Here is a 19,392-nt window from a genome sequence, read left to right as displayed (position 1 = left end):
GACGAGTCGTGTGGGGTCTCGCAGATGGACCTGCGGATGCCCCGAACGGGGCGGTTCGCGCCGGGCTGGTTCCCAGCGGATCGCCATAGGATGAGAGCGACTTTCCGCCCCTGACCCTGGTGACCCGATGCCTGCTCCTGCCGCCCCGCGTGTGACGCCTCGTCGGCGGCGGTGGGGTCGATTCGGCGCATCATCTCTGGTCGCAGCCGCGCTGACAGCGGTTCTCGTCACCCTGGTGACCACCGGAAGCACGAGCGGGACCCTCGCACTCTGGTACGACTCGGCCGCCCAGCCTGCCTCGGTCGTCTCAGCCGCGTCGATCACAGCCGGCAGTGCCGTCACCATCTCTCCGAACGTCACCTTTTCGGCGGGAATCACGGAGAAGACCGGTGGCCTGACGGTGTCGAACACGGGCAGCATCGACGCCACCTACCGCACAGAGACGACGACCACAGGCTCTGCTCCGCTGGCTTCCGGCATCCAGGTGATGCTGTGGCCGTCCACCGTCGCAACGGGATGCACCACACCGGTGAACCCGGTCTCGGGAACCTGGGCGTCGCCCCCGGTCCTGACCGGCAGCCTCGCGGCGGGCGCTTCGCAGTTCTACTGCGTGAAGACGACGCTGACGACGGCCGTCGGCCTGGCCTCGAACACGGCTGTGACCGCCACGTTCACCACGACGCTGTCCCGCAGCAACTGGACGAGCCAGGCAACGTCCGCCGTGACTCAGAATTTCGTCGACGCGGCGCCCAGCGCACCGACAGGCCTCTTCTTCAGCGGCACGACGGCCACGTCGACGACGCTCAACTGGACGGCATCCGCCGACGACGTCGCCGTGACCGGCTATGACGTCTACCGCGGAACAACACTCGTGGGCAGCACGACCGGCGCGACCGCGTTGATCATCAACGGACTCACCGCGTCGACCTCACACACCTTCACGGTGCGGGCCAGGGACGGAGCCGGACACACGTCTGCATCTTCCGCCGTAGCAACGGTGACGACCCTGGCGGTCAGCGCGCCGAGCGGCTGGTTCCAGCTCGTCAACACCAAGAGCCAGATGTGTATCGACGCGTACGGCTACGGCACCACTGATTTCACGCCGCTCGTGCAGTGGACCTGCAGCACGCCGGCAGCGACCAACCAGCAGTGGTCATTCCAGGGTCCGAACGCTGCCGGCTTCTACACCGTCGTGCCTCGCCACAGCAGCGCGATCATCTGGGACGTCGAGGCCGCGTCGAGCACCAACGCCGCCCGCATCATCCTCTACGGCCCCAACTCGGGCACGAACCAGCAGTGGAGCGTCATCGCTGTCGGATCGGGCAAGTACCAGTTCGTCGCCCGCAACAGCGGCAAGTGCATGGCCGTCATCGGCGGTTCGACAGCGTCCAACGTCGGATACGAGCAGGTGACGTGCAACGCCTCAGATCCCGCCCAGACCTTCAGCCTGCGCGGCATCGACACCGTCGCCCCGACGACGCCGACCAATCTCACAGCGACAGCATCAGGCACCACATCGGTGTCACTCACGTGGGCCGCGGCCACAGACGCGGTCGGCGTCACCGAATACCTGATCTATCGCAACGGAACATTGCTGGCATCACGACCGACCGGGACGACCTTTGTGGATACCGGCCTCGCGGCAGGGACCTCATACAGCTATCGCATTCAGGCACGAGACGCTGCGGGCAACACATCGGCGTACTCGAATTACGCATCAGCGCAGACGTCCCGCCCACTTCAGACGCTGTCTTGCACGGGCGAGCAGTGGTATCTGTACTACACGTGGACCAACAACGAGCGCGGCTCGTCGTCTGTCGCCAGCTATGGGCTGTATGTGAACGGCTCGAACGTCGCGGCAACGGTGGCCGACACGTGGCAAAGCACCATCGGCCTCTCCTCAGATCAGGCTTACCTGTATGCCCCCGCCAGCTCGACAGTGACTGTGGTTCTCAAGCAGAAGCTGACGAACGGACAAGAGACAGCAATCGCCAGCGGCACCGTTCGCCTCCAGACAGTGAACGGGCTGAGGGTGATCAACTGCTTCTGACCGCCTGCACGGTCACGGCATTTCCGAATTTGTTGTGTCAATCCCCCAAATAGTCGGGACGGCCGCCCCTAGGCTGGCGTTCATGAGATTTGGACTATTCATCCCTCAGGGATGGCGACACGACCTTGTTGGAATCGACCCACGAGAGCAGTGGGAGACGATGCGCAGCCTGGCAGACCACGCGGATGCCGGCAGCTGGGAATCGATCTGGGTGTACGACCACTTCCACACCGTCCCGGTGCCGAGCGAAGAGGCCACCCACGAGGCATGGACACTGATGTCCGCTTTCGCCGCGTCGACGAAGCGTGTGCGACTCGGCCAGATGTGTACCTGTATGAGCTACCGCAACCCCGCATACCTGGCCAAGGTCGCCGCGACGATCGACGTCATCTCCGGCGGACGCGTCGAGATGGGAATCGGCGGAGGCTGGTACGAGCACGAATGGCGTGCATACGGATACGGCTTCCCCAGCGCAGGCGACCGACTCGGTCGACTCGACGAGGGTGTCCAGATCATGAAGCAGGCCTGGGAGACAGGCACGGCGACTCTCGACGGCAAGCACTATCAGGTCGACGGTGCCATCGTGCGTCCGCTGCCGTTGCAGGCCGACGGCATCCCGTTCTGGATCGCGGGCGGCGGCGAGAAGGTCACTCTGCGGATCGCTGCACAGTATGCGCAGTACACGAACTTCGACGGCTCCCCCGAGGGCTTCGCTCACAAGAGCGAAATCCTCAAGGGTCATTGTGACCGCATTGGGCGCGATTTCAGCGAGATCGTCCGCAGCGCCAACTACAACGTGGTCATCGCAGACACCGAAGCGGAGGTCCAGGACCGACTGGACGCCATCGAGGCACGGGTGACCCCGTACCTCGGCGAAGCCAAGGCCGCCGATTTCATGGGCGAGTACCGCAGTGGCAACGCGCTCGGCGTCGGCACCCCCGATCAGGTCATCGAGCGCCTGAGCACAATGCAGGACAACGGTCTCGCTTACGCGATCACCTACTTCCCCGAGGCGGCGTACGACCGGTCGGGTATCGAACTGTTCGAGAGCAAGGTTCTTCCTGCCCTCAGCTGAGACGCGTGAAAGAAGGCGCCGCGGAATATTCCGCGGCGCCTTTTGCTTGCATCTGCATGGATCAACGGCGACCCGGAAGACACCATCCAGTTCGAAAGGCAGCCTCATGTCCGATACCACCATCGTCCGCACCGCGACCACCAGCGCACCGATCCACGAGGTGCTGGCCGAACGCTGGAGCCCTCGCTCGTTCGACCCGAGCGTGGAGATCCCCGACGAGAAGATCACCGCGGCGCTCGAGGCGGCACGCTGGTCTGCATCAGCATCGAACACGCAGCCCTGGCGTTTTATCGTCGCACGCCGCGGCACCACCGAGCACGCCACGATCGTCGACAACCTCATGGGCTTCAATCAGGTCTGGGCGTCGTCAGCCCAGGTACTCATCGTGAACCTGGCCGCAGCGACCACCGATGACGGCGCACCCCTGCGCTGGGCCCAGTACGACCTCGGACAGGCCGTCGCGAACCTCACCGTCCAGGCACACCACGACGGACTCCACGTGCATCAGATGGGTGGGATCGAGGTCGACGGACTCCGTCGTGCCTTCGACATCGGCCCTCAGCTCGAACCGACCTCGGTGACGGCGCTCGGAGTGCTCGGCACGCCAGAAGCGTTGACCAGCGATGTGCTCCGCGAGCGCGAGGTCGCTCCGCGCAGCCGTCTCGCCCTCGACGATCTGGTTCTTCTGAACGCCTAGACCGGCCTCTGCTGTACTTCTGTGTCGATGCTGCACTTCCAGTCGCCGTCGCGCCGCCCATGCTGCAGTTGTGTGTCGATGCTGCAGTTGCAACTGCAGCATTGACGTAAAAGTGCAGCACGGGTAGACGGATGCCTCTACTCGGCTGCGACTGCCCCCACCGTGAGTTCGTCGGCCGCGATGTCGAGGTCGACCCGCACGGTGTTGCCGTCGCGGATGGTCCCACCGAGGATCGCTGTGGCCATCCGGTCGTCGATCTCGTTCTGCATGAGCCGACGCAACGGCCGAGCCCCGTAGATCGGGTCGTAACCGCGCTCGGCGAGCCAGCTGCGAGCATCCGGTGTCACCGCCAGCTCGAGCCGGCGTTCGCGCAGCCTCCGTTGCAGGCGGTCGATGTAGAGCTCGACGATCTGGCTGAGATCGGCTTCGCTCAGCGCCGAGAACACGACGATGTCATCGAGCCGGTTGACGAACTCCGGTTTGAAGGCCTGGCGAACAAGCTGCTGCACGGCCGCTTCCTTCTCGGGCCACGAGAGCGCCTGGTCGACGAGGTACTGCGAGCCCAGGTTCGAGGTGAGGATGAGGATGGTGTTACGAAAGTCGACCGTGCGGCCCTGACCGTCGGTGAGCCGACCGTCGTCGAGCACCTGCAGGAGCACATCGAAGACCTCAGGATGCGCCTTCTCGACCTCATCGAGCAGAACAACCGAGTACGGGCGACGGCGAACCGCCTCGGTCAGCTGACCGCCCTGCTCATAACCGACGTACCCGGGAGGAGCGCCGACGAGGCGCGAGACGGAGAACTTCTCGCCATACTCCGACATGTCGATGCGCACCATCGCCTTTTCGTCGTCGAAGAGGAATTCGGCGAGCGCCTTGGCCAGCTCGGTCTTGCCGACACCGGTCGGACCGAGGAAGAGGAAGGATCCGGTCGGACGGTCGGGGTCCGAGATACCGGCCCGCGTGCGCCGAACGGCATCCGCCACCGCTTTCACTGCCTGCTTCTGCCCGACGAGTCGCTTCCCGAGTTCCGTTTCGAGGTGCAGCAGCTTCTCGGTCTCGCCCTGAAGCAGCCGACCGACGGGGATGCCGGTCCAGGCGGCGATCACTGCGGCGATGTCATCAGCGGTGACCTGATCGTTGACCATGAGCGGTCCGTCGTTCTCGACGAGCTCGGCCTCGCGCAGTTCGCGTTCGATCACCGGGATGTCCCCGTACAGCAGGCGGGACGCCTTCTCGAGGTTGCCCTCCCGCTGAGCACGCTCCGCGGCGATCCGGGCGGTGTCGAGCCGTTCCTTCAGCCCACCCACCCGGTTGAGGTTCGCCCGCTCCTTGTCCCAACGGGCCTGCAGTTCGGTGAGTGACGCCTGGCGAACCGTGAGGTCCTCACGCAGCCTGGCCAGGCGCTCTTTCGAAGCGTCGTCCTTCTCCTTCTTCAGCGCCAGCTCCTCGAGCTTGAGCCGGTCGACGCTGCGTCGGAGCTCGTCGATCTCGACCGGCGCCGAGTCGATCTCCATCCGCAGCCGGGACGCTGCTTCGTCGATGAGGTCGATGGCCTTGTCTGGCAGCTGCCTGGCTGGAATGTAGCGGTTGGAGAGGGATGCCGCGGCGACAAGCGCAGAGTCGGCGATCGTGACCTTGTGGTGGGCCTCGTAGCGCTCCTTGAGCCCGCGGAGAATCGCGACGGTGTCTTCGACGCTGGGCTCGCCCACGTAGACCTGCTGGAACCGCCGTTCCATGGCGGCATCCTTCTCGATGTACTCGCGGTACTCGTTGAGGGTGGTGGCGCCGATCATCCGGAGTTCGCCCCGCGCAAGCATCGGTTTGAGCATGTTGGCTGCGGCGACGGAGCCTTCGCCTGCACCGGCTCCCATCAGGGTGTGCAACTCATCGATGAAGGTGATGATCGAGCCTTCGGCCTCGTTGATCTCCTTGAGCACCGCCTTGAGGCGCTCCTCGAATTCACCCCGGTACTTCGCGCCGGCGACCAGGGCAGCGAGGTCCAGCGAGACGATCTGCTTGTTCTTGAGCGAATCCGCGACGTCGCCGGCGACGATCCGCTGTGCGAGACCCTCGACGACGGCTGTCTTGCCGACACCGGGTTCGCCGATGAGCACAGGGTTGTTCTTCGTTCGCCGCGTGAGGACCTGGCTCACGCGACGGATCTCGGCGTCTCGGCCGATGACAGGGTCGAGCTTGCCGGACGATGCGATCTGGGTGAGGTTCACCCCGTACAGTTCCAGGGCGCTCTTCGGCTCTTCCTCTGACTGCTGACCAGGCTGCATGTGGTTCTCTCCGAAGTTAACTTGAGTCGATTTGACTCAAGTTTACCGGCCTCGGAGAGAGAGCGCCAGCGGCGCGGTGGCGATCGGTCCTCGCTATCGGCGAACAGCAGAGGGCTTGTGCACCCGGATCGGCCCGGTCACGCTGAGCTCGTCGGTCCAGCACTGGATCCCGGAAACCTCCGGCAACCGATCGCGTGTGAACACCGGGTCGAGTCCGGCCCTGCGCTGGTCGGAGTAGTCCTTGAGGAGCTTGAAGACGATCCCGGACAGCAGGGCGATCGCGATGAGGTTCACGAGCGCCATCAGTCCCATGATCCCGTCTGCCGTGTTCCAGATGACGTCAGCGGATGCGATGGATCCGAAGAAGATCACGGCGACGACGAGGATCCGGTAGGTGACCAGGTAGCGGCGCTTCGGCGAGATGAATTCGATATTCGATTCGCCGTAGTAGTAGTTGCCGAGGATCGAACTGAAGGCGAGCAGGAAAATGATGATGGTCAACAGCACGTTCGACCATTCCCCCAGGTTGCCGACGATGGCGTCCTGCGTCAGTCCGATACCCCGGGTCGCCCCGGCCAGGTCTGGCGTGGAGACAAGGATGATGAACGCCGTGATGGAGCAGACCAGGAAGGTGTCGAAGTACACGCCGAGGGTCTGGACGAGGCCCTGTTTGACCGGGTGGGTCACCGCGGCACTCGCCCCGGCGTTCGGGGCGGAACCGAGGCCGGCCTCGTTCGAGAACATGCCGCGCTTGACGCCGGTCATGATGATCGTGCCGATCGTCGCTCCGACGACCTCGTTGAAGCCGAACGCCTGGGTGTAGATCGACGCGAAGACTTCTGGCAGCTTCTCGATGTTCATGCCGACGATGACGAGCCCGAGAAGCAGGTAGCCCAACGCCATGGTGGGGACGACTGCCTGGGTGACCGACGCGATACGACGGATGCCGCCGAAGACGACGAGACCGGTCAGCAGCGCGAGCACAGCACCGACGACGACTGGAATCCAGGTGACCTCGCCTCCGAAGCTCGATGACACGGTCGCGGTGATGGTGTTGGCCTGCAGGGAGCTGAAGGCGAACGGAAAACAGACGATGAGGATGACGGCGAAGACGATACCCATCCAGCGCGCCTTGAGTCCATGCTGCATGTAGTACGCCGGACCGCCACGGAAGCCATCGGCATCCTTCACCTTGTACAGCTGCCCCAGGGTGGACTCGACGAAGCTGGATGCCCCGCCGATGAACGCCATCGTCCACATCCAGAACACCGCACCGGGGCCGCCGATCGCGATGGCGGTGCCGACTCCGGCGATGTTGCCGACGCCCACCCGAGACGCAGCCGAGACGGTGAACGCCTGGAACGCCGACACCGACTGAGGTTTGCCGTTGTCGTCCAACGGCGTCTTGTCTGTCAGCGTCCGGAACATCTCCGGGATCAGGCGGAATTGAACGACACCTGAGCGTGCGGTGAAGTAGAGGCCGAGGACCGCCAGAACCGGCAGCACCGCCCAGGTCCAGAGCAGATCACCGGCGAACAGCACGAATTCATTGACGAGGTCCATGGGGTCAGTATGTCGGAAGAGGCTTCACCGAATCCACCTCAGCTGCCGCGAGAACCCGCGGGGAGCCGCCACGCAGCGTGCACGCGGCCGGCGAAGCGACGGCATCCGTCGAGGGTGGCAGACTGGAGGCCCAGCTACTCCCCGACCGGAATCGAGACCCATGCGCGACGTCGATGTGATCGTGATCGGTCTCGGCTCGATGGGTGGCGCGGCCGCGAACGCCCTGGCCCAACGCGGCCTGTCCGTGCTCGGTCTCGAGCGATTCTGGCCGGCTCACGACCGCGGATCCGCGCACGGGGGCACCCGGATCATCCGCCAGTCCTACTACGAGGGCGGCGAGTACGTGCCCCTCCTCCGCCGCGCGTACGACGGCTGGCGGGCGCTCGAGGACCAGTCGGAACGCACGCTGGTCACCCTGACCGGCGGTATTTACATCGGAGACCCGGGCGAGGAGACCTTCACCGGGGCCCTCCGGTCAGCCGAGGACTGGAACCTGCCGCACGAGGTTCTCACCAGCGCGGAGATCACGGAACGGTTCCCGGCGATGCGCCCCGCCGAGCATGCCGTCGGCCTGTACGAGGCGAACGCCGGCTTCGTGAACCCCGAACTCACCACCGCTGCCAACATCCAGGTCGCGACCCGGCACGGTGCTCGGCTGCACTTCGGGGAATCCGTGCTGTCGTGGACGGCGACCAGGGGCGGCGGCGTCGAGGTCATCACCGATCAGGGCCGGTATGGTGCCGACCGGCTGGTCGTGGCGCCTGGTGCCTGGTCGGCTCAGCTGCTCGGTGAACTCGGCGCCCCGGTCACTCCTGAGCGTCAGGTCGTGTACTGGTTCGCGCCCGGTCTCGCTCCCGGTCGTCCGACCTACGACGACTACACCGCCGCACGGCAACCGGTCTTCATCGAACGCACGGACGGCAACGAGCAGGTCTACGGCTTCCCGATCGCCGATGGCGGCGCAGGTGGTATCAAGATCGGTTTCTTCCACGACGAACGTCCCACCGACCCGGATGCCGTCGACCGCGACGTCCTGCCGTTCGAGATTGCGAGAATGCAGTCACGCACACTCGAGCTCTTCCCGCACCTCACCGGCCCGCTTCTCGACGCGCAGACCTGCCTCTACCCGAGCTCTCCGGACGACCACTTCATGATCGGCCTCCACCCGGAGTACTCGCAGGTGACGGTCGCGACAGGATTCGGTGGACACGGTTTCAAGTTCGTGCCGGTCGTCGGCGAGATCGCGGCCGACCTCTCGACCAGGGGACGCACCGACCTGCCGATCGGGCTGTTCTCCCTCGACCGGCCCACCCTGCAGTTCTGAGGCGCAGCATCCGTCGTGTCGATCCCGCTTGGTCGAGATTCGCCGTGTCGAAAAACACTGAAGCAGTGCACCGGGGCGTACGCTGGCTGCACAATCGGACCCGTCCGATGCCTCACATGAAACGACCCGCCGTCCCAGGGGGCACTGGGAGAGCGGGTCGTTTTGCGCAATGCGGCCGAAGCCGCAACTTCTCGATTATCGCCCAGAGCCAAGCCCTGGCGGTGGAATGATCGGCGTGTCGGCGCCGTCCTGCACCCCCCGTTCGTCCGCGTCGTCCGTGGGCGTCTCGGCGCCGTCCGGTGTCGCTGACGCTGCGTACTCGCCGGCCGACTCCCCGGTGACGTCTCCCGGATGGGTTTCGTCGAAGCCGTCGAGGATGCCGTTGGTCTGGTCGAACGGGTGGGCGACGTCGCCCAGGACTCCGGCGTTGGAATCCGGGGCGGCTGCGGAGTCGGTGGGAACGGGCTCCGTGCGATCGGCCGCGCTGACGTCGCTGTCAGCGTCGGTGATCTTCACCTGGTTCTCGAGATCTCTGTTGTTGTCCATACCTCGACGCTACGCGTCGGGTCAGGAGCGACAAGTCCCTTGACAGAGCTCAGACGCGCACTGAATTGATCTTGAAACCGGCACCGCGATGCTCAGCAGGCAGGTGGTCTCCGCGCCCATGGAGTTTGTGGCGGAGGCTGCCTGGCTCGTAGTCGGAGGGGTAGGCATCCCGCGCCTGCAGTTCAGGGATGACGAACTCGACGATGTCTTCGAACGTGCCGGGGGTGATGGCGTATGCGAGGTTGAACCCGTCGACGTCGGTTTCGTCCACCCACGATTGCAGCTGGTCGGCCACTTCGGCGCCGGAACCGACGATCCGGGTGCCGAGACCACCGATCCCCGCCCAGTTCGCGATGTCACGCACGGTCCACTCGCTTCCGTCTTCGGATGCCGCCTGGAAGTTCGCCACAGCTGACTGGATGGCGTTGCTCTTCACGTCACCGATCGGGTCGTCGAGGTCGTACTGCGACAGGTCGATGCCCATCCAGCCGGACATGAAGACGAGTGCGCCCTCCGTGCTGGCGTACTGCTGGTAGTCCTCGTGCTTGGCCTGCGCCTTCTCGGGTGTCTCGTCGGTGATGATCGTCACGAGCTGGTAGATCTTCGCGGAGTACCGGTCGCGACCGGCCGCCTCGAGGGCATCCCTGATCTTCGACACGGTGGCCTTGAGCACGGCCTTGGTCGGGGAGCCGACGAAGATGGCCTCGGCGTTCTCGGCGGCGAACTGGATGCCTCGGCCTGAGGCCCCGGCCTGGAAGATCACCGGCGTGCGCTGCGGCGACGGTTCGGACAGGTGGATCCCCGGAACCGTGAAGTTCTTGCCCGCGTGCCCGATCTCGTGCACCTTGGTCGGGTCGGTGAAGACGCCGGTCTCTCGGTCGCGGAGAACGGCGTCGTCTTCCCACGACCCCTCCCAGAGCTTGTAGAGCACTTCGAGGTATTCGTCGGCGATGTTGTAGCGCTCGTCGTGCTCGATCTGGTCGTCGTGGCCCATGTTGCGTGCAGCACTGGGCAGGTAACCGGTGACGACGTTCCAGCCGATACGGCCCTTGGTGAGGTGGTCGAGTGTCGACAGGCGACGGGCGAACGGGTATGGGTGCTCATACGCGGTGCCTGCTGTGATGCCGAAGCCGAGGTTCTTCGTGACGGCGGCCATCGCTGAGACCAGCAACAGAGGGTCACTCACCGGAACCTGCGCACCGTTGCGGAGCGCTGCTTCATGATTGCCGCCGTACACGTCGTATGTGCCGAGCACGTCGGCGATGAAGAGGCCGTCGAACTTGCCACGCTCGAGCAGCTGGGCGAGCTCGGTCCAGTAGTCGATGTCGGTGTACCGGTGCGACTGGTCATCCGGGTGACGCCAGAGTCCTGGCGACTGGTGGGCGACGCAGTTCATGTCGAAGGCATTGAAGCGGATATGACGGGCCATGTCTCCATCGTGCGTCGTACCCGGCTTTGCGCATACTCGCGGCGCAACACGGCGTCACACAGCGGGAGCCCCGCTGCCGCCCTGTTCCGACGTGCGTCAGCCGGCGAGTACCCGCTCGTAAACGCCGATCATGCGCGCGGTCTGGTAGCTCTGGCGGAACTCCTGGCTGGTCTGCGGCTCGACGACGAGTTCCGCCCCGGAGACCAGGTCTGCGGCCACCCTGCTGATCGCCTCGGCGAGCGCAGGCACCGACCCGTCTGCCGGCTGCCAGTAGGTGCCATCGGGGAGTTCACCGGCGATGTTCGGGTCGCTGACAATCGACGGAGTACCGAGCGCTGCCGCCTCGAACACGGTCATGCCCTGCGTCTCGAATCCGATCGACGTCTGAACGAGGGCATCAGCTGAGGCGATCGCCGTGAGCGCATCGCGGTATGGCACCTTTCCGGCGAAGACCACCCGGTCGTCGAGCCCGTTCGTGCGCACGAACGCCTGGGCCTTCGCCAGCAGAAGTCCTGCCCCGTAGAGACGGAACTCCGCGTCGACGTCGGCCAGCCGAATCGCCTCGAGGTATTCGAGAATCCGTTTCTCGGAACTCATCCTGCCCATCCAGACGAACAACGGCCGGCTCCCGACACGCGGGGTTCCCGCCGCCAGCACCTGTTCGACCACGGCGTCGTCTGCACCGGTCCAGATCACGTCGACGTCGGAAGCGACGCCCTTCCGTTCCAGAAGCGCGGCGAAGTGACCGCTCGGTGCCGTCGATGCATCCGCTCTCACTGCCAGCTCGTTGAGGAACGCCCACGCGCTCGGCGCGAGCGTCGACCGCGTCGGCTTGAGCACCCGGTGCTGCCACCACAGCAGCGCCCGAATCACCAGTCGCGGGAACGGAACGACCTGCTCGAGGCCGAACTCCATGTGGTTGTGAAAGGTGTGCACGGTTCGGATGCCGTGCCGAGCGGCATACCGGTACCCGAGCATTGCTCCCCAGTAGTCGGCCTGCACGTGCACGACATCCACCGGCGCGCGCGTGGCGAGTGCCGCATCCAGGAAGCGGTCGGCCCGACGGCCGACGAGGGTCATCGAGTATTCGCGGTCGAGGGTGATCGGAACCGACGGGGTGTCGACATAGCCGGGGTCACCGGCGTGGTCTCGGTGCATCCGCGGCGCACAGACCGTGACGGTGTGCCCGGCCTGTTCGAGGAATCGTTTCTGCAACCTGAGTGAGACCTGCACTCCTCCGAGCGAATCCGCGTGCTGGTCGCTGAACATCAGAATGTGCATGGTGCGTCAAGGCTATCCGAGGCCCGGACGCGCAGCGTCCGAGCCGAGGAGATTGAACGACGTGGCACGTCTGCCGCGTCGGTCGAAATCACGTGATTCCCTCGGCCTCCTCCAGCGCCTCGAGTAGTGACCCCTGTGCGAAACCGAACCAGTCGTAGAGACTCTCGACGTATTCGCTGTCGGTCTCTTCCGAGGTGTTTCCGCTGCCGTCGATACCGAGACTCGTCGCGAGCACGAGTCTCAGGTCGGTGAGGGTGCCGAGCCAGTACATCGCGTACTCACGGTCGAGCTGCACGGTGCGAACTTCGCCGTCGCCGGTCAGTCGCGATCGGGCGTTCTCGAACGAGACCAGCACTCCCCGTGCATTCTCGACTTTGCGGTCGATGAGGTCGTCGAGGGTGAACCGGCGGAACTCGTCTGCCGCCTCGGGGTCGTTGACGTAGGCATCAGGGAACAGTCGGGCAAGAACGCCGGGGTCGACGTCGGCTTCGCCTTGCTTGACCCGCTCGAGCAAACCGATGATCTGCTGCACGAGGTCGGTGAAGACGACCACCTCTTGCACTTCGAACTCGGCGAGGAGGTCACCGCTCGCACCGGCGTCGAATGCCCTCATTCCGGCACCTTCTGCAGCGTGGCCTGCAGCCCGAAGCCGTGCATGGCGACGACGTGGCGTTCCATCTCTTCGCGGCTGCCGCTGGCGACGACGGCTTTGCCGGCGGTGTGCACCTCGAGCATGAGGCGTTCGGCCCGCTCACGGCTGAAACCGAAGTAGCTGCGGAACACCCACGAGACATAGGTCATGAGATTCACCGGGTCGTCCCATACGACGGTATTCCAGGGCGTGCCCAGCGTCAGCGACTCGGCGAGGTCCAGACGATGGTCGAGAGAGGGCACTCACCCAGCTTTGCACTCGCGGGCGACAAAGCACAGCATTCCGGCGTCGGATGCAAGCGATCGCAGACATTCGCCCGGTTGCGTATTGTCGGAGGAGGCACCTCGAGCCGCGACGACAGGAGAACACGTGTTGAAACTGGGAGTGAAAGCATCGGCGGAGCAGTTCGGTCCGCGCGATCTCGTTGAGATCGGCGTGCAGGCCGAGGAGCACGGCTTCGACAGCGTCACGGTGAGCGACCACTTTCAGCCCTGGCGCCACAACGGCGGGCACGCGCCGTTCTCTCTCGCCTGGATGACGGCCGTCGGTGAGCGCACCGAACGGATCACGATCGGCACCTCGGTGATGACGCCGACGTTCCGTTACAACCCGGCGGTCGTCGCGCAGGCATTCGCCACGATGGGTTGCCTCTACCCGGGACGCGTCTTCCTGGGCGTCGGTACCGGTGAGGCCCTCAACGAGATCGCCACCGGTTTTCAGGGCGAGTGGCCCGAGTTCAAGGAACGGTTCGCCCGCCTGCGCGAATCCGTCGACCTGATGCGCCAGTTGTGGGTCGGTGACCGTGTCGACTTCGACGGCGAGTACTACACGACGCGCGGGGCATCCATCTACGACGTGCCCGATGGCGGCATCCCGGTCTACGTCGCCGCGGGAGGCCCCGTCGTCGCGCGCTACGCCGGTCGCGCTGGTGACGGCTTCATCTGCACCTCGGGCAAGGGCATGGAACTCTACACAGACAAGCTCCTGCCGGCCGTGGCCGAGGGCGCAGCGAAGGCTGGGCGCAACGCCGACGACATCGACCGGATGATCGAAATCAAGATCTCGTACGACACCGACCCGGATGTGGCTCTCGAGAACACCCGCTTCTGGGCGCCGCTGTCGCTGACCCCGGAGCAGAAGCACTCGATCGACGACCCGATCGAGATGGAGGCTGCTGCCGATGCGCTGCCGATCGAGCAGGTGGCGAAGCGCTGGATCGTCTCGTCTGACCCCGACGAGACCGTTGCCCAGATCAAGCCGTACATCGACGCCGGCCTCAACCACCTCGTCTTCCACGGGCCGGGGCACGACCAGAAACGGTTCCTCGACCTCTTCGCACGTGACCTTGCGCCGCGCCTCCGCGACCTCGGCTGACACTCACCCACGAACGGAGCACACCCCCCTCTCATGACAACTCTCGGACTCATCGGCGCCGGTCACATCGGCTCCCAGCTCGCCCGCGCAGCCGTCGCCCACGGCTACGACGTCGTCGTCTCCAACTCGCGAGGCCCCGCCAGCCTCACCGAACTGATCCTCGAACTCGGCGAGCGGGCGACCGCTGGAACGACGGCGGATGCCGCAGCTGCTGACCTCGTCGCGGTCGCGATCCCGCTCAGAGACATCGAGAACATCCCCGCCGGTCTCCTCGCCGGAAAGGTCGTGATGGACACAACCAACTACTACCAGCAGCGGGACGGCCAGGTCGCAGCCCTCGATGCCGAAGAGACCACGGTGTCGGAACTGGTTCAGGCGCATTTCGCCGACGCACACGTCGTGAAGGCGTTCAACCACATCTACGCATCGGCGATCACCGACGACGCCCAGTCCGCCGGTACCGCTGAGCGCCGCGCACTCATCGTCGCCGGGGAGGACGCGGGCGCCAAGAAGAAGGTCTCGGAGTTCATCGACGCGATCGGGTTCGACGTGCTCGACATCGGCGGGCTGGCGGAGAGCTGGCGCATCCAGGTCGGCACTGCGGCGTATGGCCCCAGGCGAGACCTCGAAGAGCTCGAGATCGACATCGCGCAGGCCGAACGCCCGGCAGCCCACTGACACCGGCTCAGCGGCGCACCGAGACGGTCACAGTGAACCGGGAGTTGCGTCCGAGCTGCCGCGTCGGACCGATGATGCGCTCCAGGGCCGGCCGGTAGCCGAGATGTGAATTCCACACCGTCCACAGTTCGCCGCCTGGCGCAAGCACGCGCGCGGCATCCTCGAACAGTTTGACCGCGATTCCGGCGTGCACGGTGGCGCCGACGTGGAACGGCGGGTTCAGCAGGATCAGCTCGGCTGAGGCATCCTGCCAGCCGGACAGCCCATCGTTCCGCACGACGTTCACCCGGTCGGCGACACCGTTCGCGGCAACCGTCTCCCGGGCCGATGCCACGGCAGCGGCGGACTGGTCGGTCGCCGTCACTCGCAGAGCCGGGCGGGCGCGGGCGACGGCACTCGCGATCACTCCCGTTCCGCAACCCAGGTCGACGGCGTCGCGTACGTCAGGCAGCCCGTCGATGAAGTCGAGAAGAAAACGGGTCCCGAGGTCGACACCGGTGCCGGCAAATGCGGCGCCATGGGCGTGCACCCAGAGGTCGAGGTCGTCGTGGAACCGGCGCGCGGGCCAGACCGACTCCCCCGTCGGTCTCTGTGGATCGCGGGCGAAGAGCACGCGAGACTTCTGCTTCGCCAGCCCTGCGGTGACCGAACCGAACCGGGCAGCGAGCACATCGTTCATGGCCCGGGTCATGTGCTTCACGCGCCCGCCGGCACACACGGTCACATCGTCGGAGGCGTGTCGCGCCACGCGCTCGACGATCTCGGCGAGCGCGTCGAGCGACCGGGGCAACTGCAGCAGCACGAGCCGCGCTCCGCCCAGGCCGTCGGCGTCGAGTTCGACGTTCGCGAAGGCATCCGTCATCGTGAGGGTGTCGGCGTTCGCGGCCAGGGCGCGCTCGCCCGAGAGCGCGTCCTGGTGCACACGGATGCCGCGCGCTCCGATGGCAGCGGCCCCGAGCGTGAGTGCGCCGTAACGGTCTCCGATCACCACGACCGTGCCAGCAGCGGCCGCCCCAGTGTCAGAAGCCGCGGTCTCGAGCAGGAGCCGGTCGGTGGCGTCGAACGCGTAGAGGTTGGGGGCTTCCACGTCTGGCCATCGGCGGAGCCGCTCGAACGGGAAGTCTGTCACTCCCTCAGGGTATCGGTGGTGCCTGGAGCGGGGCGCCGGGTGGCTGGGCACCGTGTGCAGCCGACTCCGTCGCCGGACGCTCGCGGAACGCGTGCGCCATCCACCACCAGCTCAACAGGCCGATAGCCGCGTTCACGAGCAGACCGACGAGCCCCACCACCAGCGCCAGAACGACGAACGGCGAGAAGTCGATGTCGCTGAGCGAGTCGATGCCGCCCTGCCCGTCCATGCCGTCTGGCATGTTCATGTTCGGCGTCATCATGCCGCCGAGATTGAACAGTGGCGACGTGATCGCGCTGACGAAGAAGTTGACGACAACAGCGATCCCGAGGGCGCTCCAGGTGACAGCTGCCGGGCGGTTGACGCGGTGGCCTCGAAGGATCCAGATGCTGGAGAGATAGCCGAGGATCAAGATGATGATTCCGAGCACGGCCGCTGCGATGAGCCAGCCACCGAATGTGCCCCAGGCATCCGCGACGACCTGATCGATGACGTCGGTCCCCTCGAGCCCACTGTATGAGAAGTCCTGCGGGTTCTCGGCCGCGATCCACGTGAAGATGGTGCCGATGAAGGCGCTGATGGCTATGGACACCACCACCACGGCGATCAGGCCGAAGCCGAAGCTCATGAGACTGAACGAGACGGCGCCCGCGATCATGGCACCGCGCCGCTGCCTGGGCGCGAGCGGTGGCCTGCGGGGAACGACCGGGCCGGATGCGTACGGCACCTGCGAAGGCTGGGGATAGCCCGGTTGCGGGTAGCCCTGTTGCGGGTAGCCCTGTTGCGGGTAGCCCTGTTGCGGGTAGCCCTGTTGCGGGTAGCCCTGTTGCGGGTAACCCTGCTGCTGCGGATAACCCTGCTGCAGCGGATAACCCTGCTGCTGCGCATAGCCGGGCTGCTGCGCGGGGTACTCGGTCATCGGGTCAGCGGCCGGGCGCATCGCGCCGGGCGCCGGAGCTTCGGGCGAATCCGGTGCCGGAGGAGGCGGAGACCCCGGCGGAGGCGCCAGCGGCGATCCGGGCGGAACGCTTGGTGGCTGCGCCGGCGGTTCGGCGACCCCTGACGGCGGCTGCGGTGCCGTCGGTTCGGGCCCGGGCTGGTCACCCGGAGTCGAAGGATTTTCGGGAACGTGCGGTTCGTGCTCGCTCATGCGGCCAGCTTAACGACCCTGGAGCGTGGGCGTAACCCTCGGATCGACCCGATCGTGCAGACCGGATCGCGACGGCAACCGGGGCCGGACGACTGCACGCAGCAGAACGAGCACCAGTTCAGCGCTGGAAAGGCCGCCACACCACGAGTTCGGTGCGCCGCTGGGCGCGCGTGCCACTCTTCATCGGAACGACATCGCCCTGCAGTCCAGCGGCGAACACCCGGCGGCCGGGCGATTTGACGAGTTCCTCAGCCAGCGCGTGTTCGAGCTCACGCACACGCGCGCCGAGCGCAGCCACCTCGTTCTCGAGGGTGAGGATGCGGCTGATGCCCTCGAGGCTCACGCCCTCGGCACTGAGCCGGGCGACCTCGCGCAGCTGTGCGACGTCGCGCATCGAGTATCGACGGGATTTCCCCGCGGTACGGGTAGGAGAGACGAGGCCGAGCCGGTCGTACTGCCGCAGCGTCTGCGGGTGCATTCCGGCCAGCTCGGCCGCCATCGCGATCGCGAAGATCGGCGAATTCTCGTCCATCAGTGTTATCCCCTTGCCCGGTGGATCAGGTCTTCCCGCGGGTTCTCGTGCGGTTCGAGATCATGGAACTTCTCGAGCGCCGCCTTCGCCTCCGCGCTCAGGTGCGACGGTACCGCAACCTGCACGACGGCGAGCAGGTCTCCTGTGCCCTTCGACGTCGAGACGCCGCGACCCTTCACCCGGAGAATCCGGCCGGACGGTGTGCCGGGCGCGACCCTCAACTTGACGGGGTCACCACCGAGTGTCGGCACCTCGATCGTCGCCCCGAGGGTGGCCTCGACGAACGTCACCGGCACATTGACCCGCAGGTTGAGCCCATCGCGCTCGAAGACGGGATGCTTGCGCACCGCGACAGTGAGCACGAGGTCGCCAGCCGGGCCACCGTCTGGCGATGGGTGACCTTTGCCTCGCAGCTTGATCTTCTGGCCGTCGGAGACCCCGGCGGGGATGTTGACCTTGATCGTGCGACCCTCGGCGGTCTGCAGGGTGATCTGGTCACCCTTCGTCGCCGTGAGGAAGTCGATCGTGGTGGATGCGGTGACGTCACGTCCAGGGGTCGGACCGCCGAATCCGCGGTATCCGCCCGTCGGCTGGCCGAACCCGCCGCCGCGCCCGAACATGCCACCGAGGATGTCTTCGAAGTCGGCCTGCTGGTAACTGGTGCTCGTCCCGCGAGCACCACCTCCGAACATCCCGCCGAAGACATCGTCGAAGCCACCGGATGCCCCGCCGCCGCCTGGAGCGGTGAAGCGGGCTCCGGATCCCATCGCACGCACTGCGTCATACTCTTTGCGCTGCTCGGCGTCGTTGAGGACCGAGTAGGCCTCGCTGACCTCCTTGAACCGGGATTCTGCCGTGGCATCCCCCGCGTTGGAGTCCGGGTGGAACTTGCGCGCAAGCTTGCGGTAGGTCTTCTTCAATTCCGCCGGCGTCACATCTTTTTTGACGCCGAGGACCTTGTAGAAGTCCTTGTCAAACCAGTCCTGGCTTGCCATCGCGCCTACTCAGCGGGAACGGCGACGACGACCTTGGCCGCGCGCAGCAGTGTCGAGCCGATCGAATAACCGGTTTCGACGACGTCGATCACGGTGGCCGCCTCGACGCCAGGGGTCGGCTGCTGGAAAACAGCCTCATGCACGTTGTGGTCGAAAGCGTCACCGTTCGCGCCGAACGGCACGAGGCCGATCTTCTCGACGCTCGCACGCAGCTTCGCAGCAATGGTCGCGAACGGGGCGTCACCCTCGAGGTCTCCGTGCTTTTCGGCCCGGTCGAGGTCGTCGAGCACCGGCAGGAGCAGCCGCGCGACGTCTCCTGTGACCCGTTCACGTTCGACCTCGCGGTTCGCCTCGGTGCGCCGACGGTAGTTGGCGTACTCGGCGGTGACCCGCTTGAGGTCGACGAGGTGTTCGTGCTCGGGTTCGGCGTTCGCGATCTTCTCGCTCAATTCGTCGTCGAGTCCGTCGGCCTGCGCGGCGTTGAGGATGTCGTCGACGGTCAGTTCGTCATCGGTTGTCTCGGGTGATTCGGAGTCCACCTGCGACTCAGGGTCGGAAGCTCGTGCTTCCGACCCCTCGTCCACTGGCTGAACCTCGTCACCGTCTTCTGGAGTCGGGTTCGTGTCAGTCAT

18 protein-coding genes are annotated in these 19,392 nt (G+C 65.7%); 6 read left to right on the top strand and 12 right to left on the bottom strand.

What is annotated here, in order from left to right:
* Positions 1 to 127 precede the first annotated feature (127 nt).
* From IWX78_RS08225 to IWX78_RS08215, 3 genes are all read left to right on the top strand, one after another.
* Positions 128 to 2,050, top strand: a complete 1,923-nt coding sequence (locus IWX78_RS08225) for an RICIN domain-containing protein (protein ID WP_196833035.1) — start codon at positions 128 to 130, stop codon at positions 2,048 to 2,050.
* A gap of 82 nt (positions 2,051 to 2,132) precedes the next feature.
* Positions 2,133 to 3,125 (top strand): LLM class F420-dependent oxidoreductase, encoded by a 993-nt coding sequence (locus tag IWX78_RS08220; RefSeq protein ID WP_196833034.1) that lies wholly within the window; start codon positions 2,133 to 2,135, stop codon positions 3,123 to 3,125.
* 106 nt (positions 3,126 to 3,231) lie between these two features.
* Positions 3,232 to 3,822 (top strand): nitroreductase family protein, encoded by a 591-nt coding sequence (locus IWX78_RS08215; RefSeq protein WP_196833033.1) that lies wholly within the window; start codon positions 3,232 to 3,234, stop codon positions 3,820 to 3,822.
* 137 nt (positions 3,823 to 3,959) lie between these two features.
* Here IWX78_RS08215 and IWX78_RS08210 read toward each other — a convergent pair whose 3' ends face one another.
* Together IWX78_RS08210 and IWX78_RS08205 are read right to left on the bottom strand one after the other, a co-directional pair.
* On the bottom strand, positions 3,960 to 6,107 hold the full coding sequence (locus IWX78_RS08210; RefSeq protein WP_196833032.1) for an ATP-dependent Clp protease ATP-binding subunit: 2,148 nt from the start codon (positions 6,105 to 6,107) through the stop codon (positions 3,960 to 3,962).
* 93 nt (positions 6,108 to 6,200) lie between these two features.
* Positions 6,201 to 7,670 (bottom strand): alanine/glycine:cation symporter family protein, encoded by a 1,470-nt coding sequence (locus IWX78_RS08205; protein WP_196833031.1) that lies wholly within the window; start codon positions 7,668 to 7,670, stop codon positions 6,201 to 6,203.
* 160 nt (positions 7,671 to 7,830) lie between these two features.
* On the opposite strand from IWX78_RS08205, the gene solA reads away from it, so the two are divergent.
* Positions 7,831 to 8,994, top strand: a complete 1,164-nt coding sequence (solA, locus tag IWX78_RS08200) for an N-methyl-L-tryptophan oxidase (protein WP_196833030.1) — start codon at positions 7,831 to 7,833, stop codon at positions 8,992 to 8,994.
* Between the two features lie 195 nt (positions 8,995 to 9,189).
* On the opposite strand, the gene IWX78_RS08195 is transcribed toward solA, so the two are convergent.
* The 5 genes from IWX78_RS08195 to clpS form a co-directional block, all read right to left on the bottom strand.
* Complete coding sequence (locus IWX78_RS08195; RefSeq protein WP_196833029.1) at positions 9,190 to 9,540, bottom strand: hypothetical protein; 351 nt, start codon at positions 9,538 to 9,540, stop codon at positions 9,190 to 9,192.
* A gap of 49 nt (positions 9,541 to 9,589) precedes the next feature.
* Positions 9,590 to 10,969 (bottom strand): LLM class flavin-dependent oxidoreductase, encoded by a 1,380-nt coding sequence (locus IWX78_RS08190; protein WP_196833028.1) that lies wholly within the window; start codon positions 10,967 to 10,969, stop codon positions 9,590 to 9,592.
* Between the two features lie 96 nt (positions 10,970 to 11,065).
* Complete coding sequence (locus IWX78_RS08185) at positions 11,066 to 12,250, bottom strand: glycosyltransferase (RefSeq protein WP_196833027.1); 1,185 nt, start codon at positions 12,248 to 12,250, stop codon at positions 11,066 to 11,068.
* Between the two features lie 88 nt (positions 12,251 to 12,338).
* The gene (locus IWX78_RS08180; protein ID WP_196833026.1) at positions 12,339 to 12,863 is read right to left on the bottom strand and encodes a DUF2017 family protein; all 525 of its coding nucleotides are present in this window, start codon (positions 12,861 to 12,863) and stop codon (positions 12,339 to 12,341) included.
* On the bottom strand, positions 12,860 to 13,144 hold the full coding sequence (clpS, locus tag IWX78_RS08175; RefSeq protein ID WP_442929225.1) for an ATP-dependent Clp protease adapter ClpS: 285 nt from the start codon (positions 13,142 to 13,144) through the stop codon (positions 12,860 to 12,862). The genes IWX78_RS08180 and clpS overlap by 4 nt, the downstream gene beginning before the upstream one ends.
* 127 nt (positions 13,145 to 13,271) lie before the next feature.
* Between clpS and fgd the strand changes: the two genes are divergently transcribed.
* Together fgd and IWX78_RS08165 are read left to right on the top strand one after the other, a co-directional pair.
* On the top strand, positions 13,272 to 14,276 hold the full coding sequence (fgd, locus tag IWX78_RS08170; protein ID WP_196833025.1) for a glucose-6-phosphate dehydrogenase (coenzyme-F420): 1,005 nt from the start codon (positions 13,272 to 13,274) through the stop codon (positions 14,274 to 14,276).
* 33 nt (positions 14,277 to 14,309) lie between these two features.
* Positions 14,310 to 14,954 carry an NADPH-dependent F420 reductase gene (locus tag IWX78_RS08165; protein ID WP_196833024.1) on the top strand — a complete coding sequence of 215 codons (645 nt, stop codon included), beginning with the start codon at positions 14,310 to 14,312 and terminating at the stop codon, positions 14,952 to 14,954.
* Between the two features lie 7 nt (positions 14,955 to 14,961).
* Here IWX78_RS08165 and IWX78_RS08160 read toward each other — a convergent pair whose 3' ends face one another.
* The 5 genes from IWX78_RS08160 to IWX78_RS08140 form a co-directional block, all read right to left on the bottom strand.
* Positions 14,962 to 16,083, bottom strand: a complete 1,122-nt coding sequence (locus IWX78_RS08160; protein WP_196833023.1) for a class I SAM-dependent methyltransferase — start codon at positions 16,081 to 16,083, stop codon at positions 14,962 to 14,964.
* Positions 16,084 to 16,087: 4 nt separating this feature from the next.
* Complete coding sequence (locus IWX78_RS08155; protein WP_196833022.1) at positions 16,088 to 17,233, bottom strand: DUF4064 domain-containing protein; 1,146 nt, start codon at positions 17,231 to 17,233, stop codon at positions 16,088 to 16,090.
* 118 nt (positions 17,234 to 17,351) lie between these two features.
* Positions 17,352 to 17,765: a heat shock protein transcriptional repressor HspR gene (locus IWX78_RS08150; protein WP_196833021.1), complete on the bottom strand. Its 414-nt coding sequence runs from the start codon at positions 17,763 to 17,765 to the stop codon at positions 17,352 to 17,354.
* A 5-nt stretch (positions 17,766 to 17,770) separates the two neighbouring features.
* Positions 17,771 to 18,760 carry a DnaJ C-terminal domain-containing protein gene (locus IWX78_RS08145; RefSeq protein WP_196833020.1) on the bottom strand — a complete coding sequence of 330 codons (990 nt, stop codon included), beginning with the start codon at positions 18,758 to 18,760 and terminating at the stop codon, positions 17,771 to 17,773.
* A gap of 5 nt (positions 18,761 to 18,765) precedes the next feature.
* Positions 18,766 to 19,392: a nucleotide exchange factor GrpE gene (locus IWX78_RS08140; protein ID WP_196833019.1), complete on the bottom strand. Its 627-nt coding sequence runs from the start codon at positions 19,390 to 19,392 to the stop codon at positions 18,766 to 18,768.

This window comes from Mycetocola sp. CAN_C7, from assembly GCF_015752285.1.
Lineage (GTDB): Bacteria > Actinomycetota > Actinomycetes > Actinomycetales > Microbacteriaceae > Mycetocola_A.
Note: the sequence above shows the minus strand (reverse complement) of the source record. Positions and strands in the feature narration are given on the sequence as shown.

Coding starts and splice junctions, on each gene's coding strand:
- IWX78_RS08225 (WP_196833035.1), top strand. CDS start 128: ATGCCTGCTCCTGCCGCCCCGCGTGTGACGCCTCGTCGGCGGCGGTGG.
- IWX78_RS08220 (WP_196833034.1), top strand. CDS start 2,133: ATGAGATTTGGACTATTCATCCCTCAGGGATGGCGACACGACCTTGTT.
- IWX78_RS08215 (WP_196833033.1), top strand. CDS start 3,232: ATGTCCGATACCACCATCGTCCGCACCGCGACCACCAGCGCACCGATC.
- IWX78_RS08210 (WP_196833032.1), bottom strand. CDS start 6,107: ATGCAGCCTGGTCAGCAGTCAGAGGAAGAGCCGAAGAGCGCCCTGGAA.
- IWX78_RS08205 (WP_196833031.1), bottom strand. CDS start 7,670: ATGGACCTCGTCAATGAATTCGTGCTGTTCGCCGGTGATCTGCTCTGG.
- solA (WP_196833030.1), top strand. CDS start 7,831: ATGCGCGACGTCGATGTGATCGTGATCGGTCTCGGCTCGATGGGTGGC.
- IWX78_RS08195 (WP_196833029.1), bottom strand. CDS start 9,540: ATGGACAACAACAGAGATCTCGAGAACCAGGTGAAGATCACCGACGCT.
- IWX78_RS08190 (WP_196833028.1), bottom strand. CDS start 10,969: ATGGCCCGTCATATCCGCTTCAATGCCTTCGACATGAACTGCGTCGCC.
- IWX78_RS08185 (WP_196833027.1), bottom strand. CDS start 12,250: ATGCACATTCTGATGTTCAGCGACCAGCACGCGGATTCGCTCGGAGGA.
- IWX78_RS08180 (WP_196833026.1), bottom strand. CDS start 12,863: ATGAGGGCATTCGACGCCGGTGCGAGCGGTGACCTCCTCGCCGAGTTC.
- IWX78_RS08165 (WP_196833024.1), top strand. CDS start 14,310: ATGACAACTCTCGGACTCATCGGCGCCGGTCACATCGGCTCCCAGCTC.
- IWX78_RS08155 (WP_196833022.1), bottom strand. CDS start 17,233: ATGAGCGAGCACGAACCGCACGTTCCCGAAAATCCTTCGACTCCGGGT.
- IWX78_RS08150 (WP_196833021.1), bottom strand. CDS start 17,765: ATGGACGAGAATTCGCCGATCTTCGCGATCGCGATGGCGGCCGAGCTG.
- IWX78_RS08145 (WP_196833020.1), bottom strand. CDS start 18,760: ATGGCAAGCCAGGACTGGTTTGACAAGGACTTCTACAAGGTCCTCGGC.
- IWX78_RS08140 (WP_196833019.1), bottom strand. CDS start 19,392: ATGACTGACACGAACCCGACTCCAGAAGACGGTGACGAGGTTCAGCCA.